Raw genomic sequence first — 9,881 nt, 5'->3', positions numbered from 1 at the left:
GCCACCGCCCACGGCCGCCCGGGCGACAACAGACGCCGCCGCGTTCTCCGGTCCCTGTTCTTCTGTTCACGCTCGGAATTCGTATGCAGAGAGAACTGCATGAACACTCCCCTGTTCCGTGCCCAGACCGCCCACCCGCCGAACTGGGATACCGCCGAGAGTAAGGCGGAGGATCATGGATCTCCAGGGTGACTTTCGTCCCTACAGGATGAGGACGCGAGTCAATCCTCGCGGGTGGAGGGCGCCTCGAGTCGCTGGCGCAGAGCCGTCGCGCGTTCCTCGAGTTCCGCACGGATCTCGTGGGCGGCGAGCGAGCCGCCGGAGAGGAAACCGGCCTCCAGCGCCTCCCGCCACCGGCGGTTCACCTCGGCCAACTCGCGGGTGAGGCGCTCCCTGTCCTCGTCCGAGAGCAGCTCCAGCGGGGCGGCGTCCTCGTCCTCTTCGTCGTTCTCGGGCACGACGTACCACCGGAAATCCTCGCGCCCGCGGGCGTTGTTGAGTCGCCAGAGCAGAAAGAGGGACAACAAGGCGCCCGCTCCCCCGACCGCCATCATCACCCAGGCGATTCCCGGATCGCTGTCCGCGATGCCGACGCCGTACCAGAGAAGCAGCAGCCCCACGAGGACGAGTGCGACGGGAAGGACGATCCGGACGACGATCAGTCCGGCGGTGTGCATCCAAGGGCTCATGCGCTGAGACCGTTCTGTCGACGTTCGCGGGGGAAAACGAAAGAGTCGGTCAGACTCTGACCGACTCTTTCATGAATTCACCCGCTGTGCGCGAGGGGGGACTTGAACCCCCACGTCCATAAGGACACTGGCACCTGAAGCCAGCGCGTCTACCATTCCGCCACTCGCGCGAGCGTCTCGTTCCGAAGAACTCAACTTCCCGAGGATATCACGCGTTTTCGGCCTCGTTGCACACCCCCGGGAGGGGCGTCGGCGGCGTTCCCCCAGGTCACCTGGCTACGATGTCCCTACCGGTCGGCATGCCAGAGGAGCCCAGTGGGACTACTTGACAGCTTTGAGAAGGGTCTCGAGCGCGCAGTGAACAGCGCGTTCGCGAAGACCTTCCGCAGCGGCATCCAGCCCGTGGAGATCGCTTCGGCGCTGCGACGCGAGGCGGATACCACTGCGGCCGTGGTGAGCCGTGACCGCATCATCGCGCCCAACAACTACGTCGTGCGTCTGAGCCCCGACGACGCGGAGCGCATGCGCGGGCTCGGCGGTGCGCTGACGGACGAGCTGCACGCCCTCCTCACGAAGCACGCGAAGTCACAGGGCTACAGCTTCGCCGGCCCCCTGTCCCTCACGCTCGACGCGGACGACAAGGTCGCCACCGGCACCGTGCGCGTCACCTCGGGCACCGTCGAAGGACGCGTGAGCTGGCAGGCCGTGGTCGACGTCGACGGGCGCCGGCACACCCTCACGCGCGCCCGCACCGTGATCGGCCGTGGCTCGGACGCCGACATCACCATCGCCGACGCGGGATCGAGCCGTCGTCACGCCGAGATCCTCTGGGACGGCGAGCGCGCCATGCTCCGCGACATGGGATCCACCAACGGCACGAAGGTCGACGGGCAGAAGCTCCGCGAAGCCGCCCTCCCCTCCGACACCACGATCACGATCGGTCGCACCGACCTCGTGTTCCGCATCGTCCCCGTCGCCACCCCGTCGCGGTCGTCTCGCCCCGACGATGACGCGACCCGCGTGTTCGGAGCCCTCGGATGAGCGAACTGGTCCTGCTCCTGCTCCGCATCGGCTTCCTCGTGCTGATGTGGTTCTTCGTGTTCGGGGTCGTCTACTCGCTGCGCGCCGACCTGTTCGGCGTACGCGCACGCAAGCTCCCCGCCGAGGCGACCGCGGGAGCACCCGCTGCTGCCGCCCCGGCACCGGCCGCCCCGCCCCGCCCCTCGTCCGCGCGACCGTCGACCGGCCCCGCCACCGTGGCCACGGCGAAGCGTCTCGTGATCACGTCCGGGCCGAAGGCGGGTCTCGAACTGCCCCTGGGCTCCGACGCGATGACGATCGGACGCTCCAGCGAATCCGCCCTGGTGATCCGCGATGACTACACCTCCAGTCACCACGCCCGACTCCTGCTCCGCGGCGACACCTGGGCGATCCAGGACCTCGACTCGACGAACGGCACGTTCGTGGCCGGCCAGCGGGTGACGGGCGGCCCGGTCTCCCTGAGCCTCGGCACCCCGGTCAAGGTCGGCGCGACGACGTTCGAGTTGAGGGCCTGACGCCGGCATGGTCTTCGAAGGCTCGAGCGCCGCGATCTCCCACACCGGGAAGGTCCGCTCCAACAACCAGGACTCCGGGTACTCCGGGGCGAACCTGTTCGTCGTCGCCGACGGCATGGGCGGGCACGCGGGCGGCGACGTCGCCTCCAGCATCGCGATCCAGCGCATGGAGCCGCTGGACCAGCCGTACTCCTCCACGGAGGATGCGCAGGCCGCCCTCCAGGCCGCCGCCACGACCGCCGCGGGCGACCTCATCCGCGCCGCCAAGGATCGTCCGGAGCTCGCCGGGCTCGGCACCACGCTCAGCGCCATCATCATGGTGGACGAGTATGCCGTCATCGGTCACATCGGCGACTCCCGCATCTACCTCTACCGCGACGACGCGCTGACGCAGATCACGGCCGACCACACCTTCGTGCAGCGCCTGGTCGACTCCGGCCGCATCACGCCGGAAGAGGCCAGGTACCACCCGCGGCGCTCCGTGCTCATGCGCGTGCTCAGCGACATGGACGCCGACCCCGAGCTGGACATGTTCGTCATGCACGCGCAGCCCGGCGACCGCTGGCTGCTCTGCTCCGACGGCCTCTCCGGTGTCGTGGACGAGGCCCGCATCCTCAAGGCCATGCAGCTCGGGCTCGCCCCCGGCCGCACGGCGGACAACCTCCTCAAGCAGGCCCTCGACGGCGGCGCCCCGGACAATGTCACGATCGTGATCGTCGACGTCGGCGGTCAGCACCCCGTCCACTCCGGCACCGCCACGATCGTCGGCGCGGCATCGAACCCGTCGGGTGTCTACGTGCCGCCGGTGCGGGCCCCGCGGAGCAACTGGCTGCATCCGGTCCGCCAGGCCGCGAACGAGCCGAGTCACTTCGAGCCGGCACCCGAGTACCTCGAGGAGCTGATCGAGGAGGACCGCCGTCGCGCCAAGCGCCGCCGGCTGGGCTGGATCGCTGGCACCCTCGTCGTCCTCGCGATGCTGGGCTTCGCCGCGTTCGCCGCCTACAGCTGGACGCAGACGCGCTACTTCATCGGCGCCGATGAGGACAGTGTCGTGATCTTCCAAGGTGTGCAGCAGAACATCGGTCCGATCACGCTGTCGACGCCGGTGGAGGACACCGAGATCCTCCTCGCCGACCTGCCCCCGTATCAGCGGGCCTCGGTCGAGCGCACGATCAGCGCACGCTCGCTCTCCGACGCGATGGCCATCGTCGACCGTCTCCGCACGGGCGCCGAGGCGAACATCATCGAGCAGACCCCGCTGCCCACACCGCTCCCCTCCCCGAGCGCCACACCGTCGGGAGGTGCCGGGTGAGCACCGACGTCCAGGCCGACACCACGGTCATCAAGGCGCTGCGCCGGCTGCGCATGCCGCAGACGCAGCGCAACCGCGAGTTCTGGCTGCTCCTCTTCGCCTGTGCGATCAGCGGCGCCGCCCTCACCCTCGTCCAGCTCGGCGCCCTCGGCACCATCGACCCGATGATCCTGGCGATCGGCGGCGGCCTGGCAGCTCTGGCGTTCGCGCTGCACATCGTGCTCCGCTTCGTCGCCGCCGACGCCGATCCCTTCGTCGTCCCCATCGCGACGCTGCTCACCGGACTCGGCGTCGCGATGATCTACCGGATCGACATCGCCTTCGCGAACACCGGGTGGAACGCCTACTCGACCAAACAGCTCGCCTGGACCGCCATCTCCCTGGCCGGGGCGATCACGGTGGTCATCCTGCTGCGCAACTACCGGATCCTGTTCCGATACACCTACATCTTCGGACTCGCCGGAATCCTCCTCCTGCTCCTGCCGTTCGTCCCCGGTCTGCGGATCCCCGACGCGAACGCACAGGTGTGGGTGTCGCTCGGCGGCATGTTCGCCTTCCAGCCCGGAGAGCTCGCCAAGATCTGTCTCGCGATCTTCTTCGCCGGCTACCTGGTGCGCACGCGGGAGAGCCTCACGTCCGTGGGCAAGCGAGTGCTCGGGATCACCTGGCCGCGCATGCGCGAGCTCGGACCCGTGCTCGTCGTCTGGCTCGTCTCGCTCGGCATCATCGTCGTCCAGCGCGACCTCGGTACCGGAACGCTCATCTTCGGCATGTTCGTTGCCATGCTCTACGTCGCGACAGGCAAGACGAGCTGGGTGCTCATCGGTCTCGGCCTCGTGGTCGCCGGCGTCGCCGTCGCCTCCCAGATCCTCAGCTACGTGCAGGGCCGCTTCGTCAACTGGCTCTTCCTGTTCGACTCCTCGAAGGTCGACCCCGACGGCGCCGGATACCAGCCCATGCAGGGCTTGTTCGGGCTCGCCCGCGGCGGCCTCATCGGCACCGGCTGGGGGCAGGGCCGCCCGGAGATCACGCCGCTCGCCCACAGCGACTACATCATCACGAGCCTGGGCGAGGAGCTCGGCCTCATCGGGCTCTTCGCGATCCTCTGCCTCTACATGGTGTTCGTCAGCCGCGGCGTCCGCATCGGTCTCGCCGGTCAGGACGATTTCGGCAAGCTGCTCGCCACGGGCCTGTCGTTCACCATCGCGCTGCAGGTGTTCATCATGGTCGGCGGTGTCACCCGGGTCATCCCGCTGACCGGTCTGACCACCCCGTTCCTCGCCGCCGGCGGCTCGTCGCTCGTTGCGAACTGGCTCATCGTGGCACTCCTCCTCCGCATCTCCGACGGCGTCCGCCGTCAGCCCCGGGTGGTGATCGGCTGACATGACACGAGAACTCCGCAGACTCAGCATCGTCATGCTGTTCATGTTCATCGCGCTGTTCGCCGCGACGAGCTGGATCCAGGTCGTCGAGACGGACGGGCTGTCGCAGAACCCGCACAACAAGCGCACCCGGTTGGACAGCTACGAGATCCAGCGCGGCGCGATCATCGTCGACGGCACCGCGATCGCCAACTCGGTCCCCAGCGACGACACGTACCGGTTCCAGCGCGTCTACACCGACGCCGAGATGTGGGAGCCCGTCACCGGCTACTTCAACCCCGCGCTCGGCTCCAGCACCGGCATCGAGGAGGCGATGAACGCCGATCTCTCGGGCACCGGCTCGAATGCGTTCTTCGCGGAGATCGAGCGGATCCTCTCCGGTCAGCCCCAGCGCGGGTTCAGCGTCGAGCTGTCGTTGAATACGGCTGCGCAGCGCGCCGCCACCGAGGCACTGGACGGCCTGCAGGGCGCCGTCGTGGCGATGGACCCGAAGACCGGACGCATCCTCGCGCTGGCGTCCACCCCCGGCTTCGACACGAACAGCATGGCGACCCACGACGCGAACGCCGCCAACGCGACCTACGACCAGCTCGTGGCCGACCCCGGCAAACCACTGTCGAACCGGGCGATCGCCGGCGACCTCAATCCCCCGGGGTCGACCTTCAAGATCGTCGTGGCGGCGGCCGCCTACGCCAGCGGAGAGTGGACGCCGGAGTCGACCCTCCCCAACCCCGCCTCGTACACGCTGCCGGGCTCGAACAGTCGCGTCTCCAACGCGTGGGGCGGCACCTGCGGCTCCGGCGCGACGGTCACGATCGCCGAGGCGATCCGTCTCAGCTGCAACATCCCCATGGCCGAGCTCGCGGTCGAGCTCGGCGATGACACGATCCGGGAGATGGCGGAGAAGTTCGGGTTCAACCGCAGCTTCGACATCCCGCTCACCTCGACCCCCTCGAGCTACCCCCAGGGACTCGACGACGCGCAGACCGCCCTCACCGGATTCGGGCAGGGACAGGTCACCGCGACGCCGCTGCAGATCGCCATGGTCTCCGCCGGCATCGCCAACGACGGCGTCGTGATGAACCCGCAGATGGTCGACGCCGTGATCGGCAACGACCTCTCGGTGATCCGGTCGTTCGACAGCACCGAGTTCGGGCGCGCGATGGAGCCGGACGTCGCCGACGAGGTGACCTCCGCCATGGTCGCGAGCGTCTCAAACGGCGCGGCGCAGGGTGCAAGAATAGACGGGGTCGACGTGGCCGGTAAGACCGGAACGGCGGAGAACGGAAACAGGCCGCACACGCTGTGGTTCACGGGGTTCGCCCCCGCGGACGACCCCGCGGTCGCGGTAGCGGTCGTCGTCGAGAACGGCGGCGGACAGGGTCAATCAGGAAGCGGGGACACCATCGCCGCTCCTATTGCGAAGAAGGTCATAGAGGCGGTGCTGGGCAGATGAGGCCGACGCAGGGTGTGTCGTTCGGTGGTCGCTACGAGCTGCAGTCGCGGATTGCGATCGGCGGCATGGGCGAGGTGTGGGAGGCGACGGATCACGTCATCGGACGCACCGTCGCCATCAAGATCCTCAAGGACGAGTACATGGGGGACCCCGGGTTCCTCGAGCGGTTCCGCGCGGAAGCGCGTCACGCCGCGCTCGTCAACCACGAGGGCATCGCCAGCGTGTTCGACTACGGCGAGGAGAACGGCAGCGCGTACCTCGTCATGGAGCTCGTGCCGGGTGAGGCCCTGTCGACGATCCTGGAGCGGGACGGCGCACTGAGTGCCGACAAGACGCTCGACATCGTCGCGCAGACCGCTTCGGCTCTTCAGGCCGCGCACGCCGCCGGTCTCGTGCACCGCGACATCAAGCCCGGGAACCTCCTCATCACGCCCGACGGCCGTGTGAAGATCACCGACTTCGGCATCGCCCGGATCGCCGACCAGGTGCCGCTCACCGCGACCGGTCAGGTCATGGGCACAGTGCAGTACCTGTCGCCGGAGCAGGCGTCTGGTCACCCCGCCTCCCCTGCGACCGACACGTACTCGCTCGGCATCGTCGCGTACGAGTGCCTTGCCGGCAAGCGCCCCTTCACCGGCGAGTCGCAGGTGGCGATCGCCATGGCGCAGATCAACGAGCAGCCGCCGCCGCTGCCGCCGACGGTCCCGATCCCGGTGCAGAACCTCGTCATGGCGATGATCGCGAAGAAGCCGGCGGACCGCCCGTCCTCCTCGGCCACGGTCGCCCGTGCGGCCCAGGCCCTCCGCCGCGGAGACCTGAACTCCGCCGCCATCGCCGTGCCCGCCATCGCGACGGGTGGCATCGCCGGGGACGACGACGCCACGCGCATGCTCACTGCGACCGGTGACGACGGCACGACGCGCATCCTGCCCACCACCGCCCAGCTGCCCACCGATGAGGCCGCAGCGGAGGAGCAGGAGAAGAAAAAGAAGAAGAAGAGCGCGTGGACCTGGCCGCTCATCGCGCTGCTGGTCCTGCTGCTCATCGTCGTCGCCGGCACGCTGTGGGCGCTGTTCGGCAACCAGGGCAAGGATGCCGACCCCGACCCCACCGGGTCCGCGAGCCGCACCCCCACGCAGACCCAGACGCAGACGCCCTCGCAGGAGCCCACGCCCGACGAGACCCGGGTCGACGTGACCGCACTCGGTCTCAACGGCATGGACTGCGGCACCGCGACCGCGACGCTCAAGGAGGCCGGGTTCTCCGACATCGCCTGCGGTGAGGGCGACCCCGCCCCGAGCGACGGCGACGTCGGCAAGGTCTACCGGGTGCAGCCGGAGGGGAACGTCGCCACGACGACCCCGATCGCGCTCACGGTCTACGCCGGCCGCACGCCGCTGCCGACGCCGACCGACCAGCCGACGATCACCGGCGACCCGGTCGCGGGCAGCACCGTGACGATCTCCTGGGGCACCGGTTTCACCTGCCCCAGTGGCACGACGCTGTCCGGCTACGTCGTGTCACTGCAGAACGGCACCTTCGCTTCGGGCGGGCCGAACTTCCAGCCGACGGAGCGCAACGCGCAGGTGACGGTCGGCGACGCCGTCGGGAAGCAGCTCATCGCGACGTATCAGGGTCTGTGCTCCGGTGGCGACCAGCGCACGTCGAACGCCTCTCCCCCGCTCTCCGTCACGATCGTGGCACCGGAGGACGGCGAGGGTGACGGCGGCGACGGCGCCCAAGGGTAGCCTGAGTATCCAGTCCAGCCGCAGTCGTTTCCAGGGGGGTCATCCGTGTCCACAGAGCCACAAGTCATCGCGGGCCGGTACCGCGTCGACGAGCTCATCGGACACGGCGGGATGGCGAAGGTGTACCGCGGGTACGACCTGACCCTCGGCCGCGAGATCGCGATCAAGATCCTCGATCCCGATCTCGCCCGCGACACCAGTTTCCGCACGCGGTTCCGCCTGGAGGCGCAGTCGGCGTCGCGCATGTCGCACCCGTCGATCGTCCGTGTGTACGACGCCGGCGATCCGTCGACGGTCGACAGTTCCTCGGACGAGCCGCCGTACATCGTGATGGAGCTGGTCAAGGGCACCCTGCTCAAGAAGATCATCGCCGACGGTCCGGTTCCCGTCGAGGACGCGGTGCGCTACGTCGACGGCATCCTCGAAGCGCTGGACTACTCGCATCGCGCGGGCGTCGTGCACCGCGACATCAAGCCCGGCAACGTCATGGTCACCGACAAGGGCCAGGTGAAGGTCATGGACTTCGGCATCGCGCGCGCGGTGTCCGACTCGTCCTCGACGGTCGCCGAGACCACTCAGATCATCGGCACCGCCGCGTACTTCTCCCCCGAGCAGGCCAAGGGCGAACCTGTCGACGCCCGTGCCGACCTCTACTCCACCGGGGTCGTGCTCTACGAACTGCTGACGGGGCGACAGCCGTTCCGTGGCGAGTCGCCGGTCGCCGTGGCCTACCAGCACGTCAGCGAGACGCCGGTCCCGCCCTCCGAGGTCAACGAGGAGTCGCCCGCCGCCCTCGACCCGATCGTGCTGCGTGCCCTCGCCAAGGACCCGTACCAGCGGTATCCGGATGCCGCGCACTTCCGCGCCGCTCTGGATGCCGCGGTGACGGGCGCCGCACCCACCCGCAAGCAGATCGGCGCGCTGACCAGCGAGCTCTACGGCCCGAGCCCCCGCCAGGCGCAGGAGACGGCGCGGTCGCTGCGTCAGCTCAGCACCGACACCACGATGGCCCGCACGCAGTCGGGACCGCCCGTCGCCTGGATCTGGGCGGGAGTCGCCCTGCTGGCGGTGCTCCTGGCCTCGGTGCTGTTCTGGGTCTGGACCATCAGCATGCGTCCCGCCGACGTGCCCAGCACCTCGCGAGTCGTCCCCGACCTGACGAACGTCGCCTCCGAGCGCGCACAGGACGATCTCGCTGAGCTGGATCTCTCCTCCAAGATCGTCATCGAGTCGAGCCCGTCGATCGCCGAGGGCAACGTGATCCGCACCGACCCCGAGGGCGGCGTCTCCGTGGAGCAGGGTTCGACCGTCACCCTGTACGTGTCCTCCGGCGAAGAGACAGTGGTCGTGCCGAAGCTCGAGGGGATGTCCCTCGATGCCGCGACGAAGGCGTTGAAGGCCGCCGGCCTCGAACTCGGCACCGTGACGCAGCGCAACGACAAGGGCCTCGCAGCCAACACCGTCATGACGGCGAGCGAGGAGGCGGATGCCGAGGTCGCTCCCGGCACCGTCGTGAACCTCGAGGTGGCCAGCGGGAAGGTCACCCTGAACAACGTCGTCGGCTGGTCCATGGACTCGGCCACGCAGGCGCTCGAGGACCTGGGGCTCACCCCGGTGCCGACCGAGGCGCCGGAGTGCCCGGCGACGGATCCGGAGACCGTGCACTCGATGTCCGTCGCGCCGGGCGACGTCCCGGTCGGGTCGTCGGTCGAACTCCGCTACTGCACCGGATCCTGAC

The 9,881-nt window shown here is 69.0% G+C and carries 8 protein-coding genes and 1 tRNA gene; 7 read left to right on the top strand and 2 right to left on the bottom strand.

The window, feature by feature from the left end; translation table 11 throughout:
* Window positions 1–221: 221 nt before the first annotated feature.
* Window positions 222–689: a hypothetical protein gene (locus tag RI211_RS00160; protein WP_315636789.1), complete on the bottom strand. Its 468-nt coding sequence runs from the start codon at window positions 687–689 to the stop codon at window positions 222–224.
* Window positions 690–776: 87 nt separating this feature from the next.
* Window positions 777–859 (bottom strand) — tRNA-Leu (locus RI211_RS00155).
* A gap of 145 nt (window positions 860–1,004) precedes the next feature.
* Between RI211_RS00155 and RI211_RS00150 the strand changes: the two genes are divergently transcribed.
* The 7 genes from RI211_RS00150 to pknB are packed head-to-tail and all read left to right on the top strand — an operon-like array spanning window position 1,005 to window position 9,880.
* Window positions 1,005–1,730, top strand: coding sequence for an FHA domain-containing protein (locus RI211_RS00150; protein WP_315636788.1), 726 nt, complete (start codon window positions 1,005–1,007; stop codon window positions 1,728–1,730).
* The gene (locus RI211_RS00145) at window positions 1,727–2,245 is read left to right on the top strand and encodes an FHA domain-containing protein FhaB/FipA (RefSeq protein ID WP_315636787.1); all 519 of its coding nucleotides are present in this window, start codon (window positions 1,727–1,729) and stop codon (window positions 2,243–2,245) included. Before RI211_RS00150 ends, RI211_RS00145 begins: the two co-directional genes overlap by 4 nt.
* A 7-nt stretch (window positions 2,246–2,252) precedes the next feature.
* A complete protein-coding gene (locus RI211_RS00140; protein ID WP_060922719.1) occupies window positions 2,253–3,557 on the top strand; it encodes a PP2C family protein-serine/threonine phosphatase in 1,305 nt (434 codons plus the stop codon).
* A complete protein-coding gene (locus RI211_RS00135; RefSeq protein ID WP_187662805.1) occupies window positions 3,554–4,939 on the top strand; it encodes an FtsW/RodA/SpoVE family cell cycle protein in 1,386 nt (461 codons plus the stop codon). The genes RI211_RS00140 and RI211_RS00135 overlap by 4 nt, the downstream gene beginning before the upstream one ends.
* A gap of 1 nt (window position 4,940) precedes the next feature.
* Window positions 4,941–6,395 (top strand): peptidoglycan D,D-transpeptidase FtsI family protein, encoded by a 1,455-nt coding sequence (locus tag RI211_RS00130; protein WP_268777826.1) that lies wholly within the window; start codon window positions 4,941–4,943, stop codon window positions 6,393–6,395.
* Complete coding sequence (locus RI211_RS00125) at window positions 6,392–8,143, top strand: serine/threonine-protein kinase (RefSeq protein ID WP_259954803.1); 1,752 nt, start codon at window positions 6,392–6,394, stop codon at window positions 8,141–8,143. The genes RI211_RS00130 and RI211_RS00125 overlap by 4 nt, the downstream gene beginning before the upstream one ends.
* A gap of 45 nt (window positions 8,144–8,188) precedes the next feature.
* Window positions 8,189–9,880 carry a Stk1 family PASTA domain-containing Ser/Thr kinase gene (pknB, locus tag RI211_RS00120; RefSeq protein ID WP_315636786.1) on the top strand — a complete coding sequence of 564 codons (1,692 nt, stop codon included), beginning with the start codon at window positions 8,189–8,191 and terminating at the stop codon, window positions 9,878–9,880.
* Window position 9,881 lies beyond the last annotated feature (1 nt).

Origin of the sequence: Microbacterium meiriae, from assembly GCF_032364335.1 — a bacterium.
Taxonomy (GTDB): Bacteria; Actinomycetota; Actinomycetes; order Actinomycetales; family Microbacteriaceae; genus Microbacterium; species Microbacterium meiriae.
This window is presented reverse-complemented; position numbering and strand designations above follow the sequence as displayed.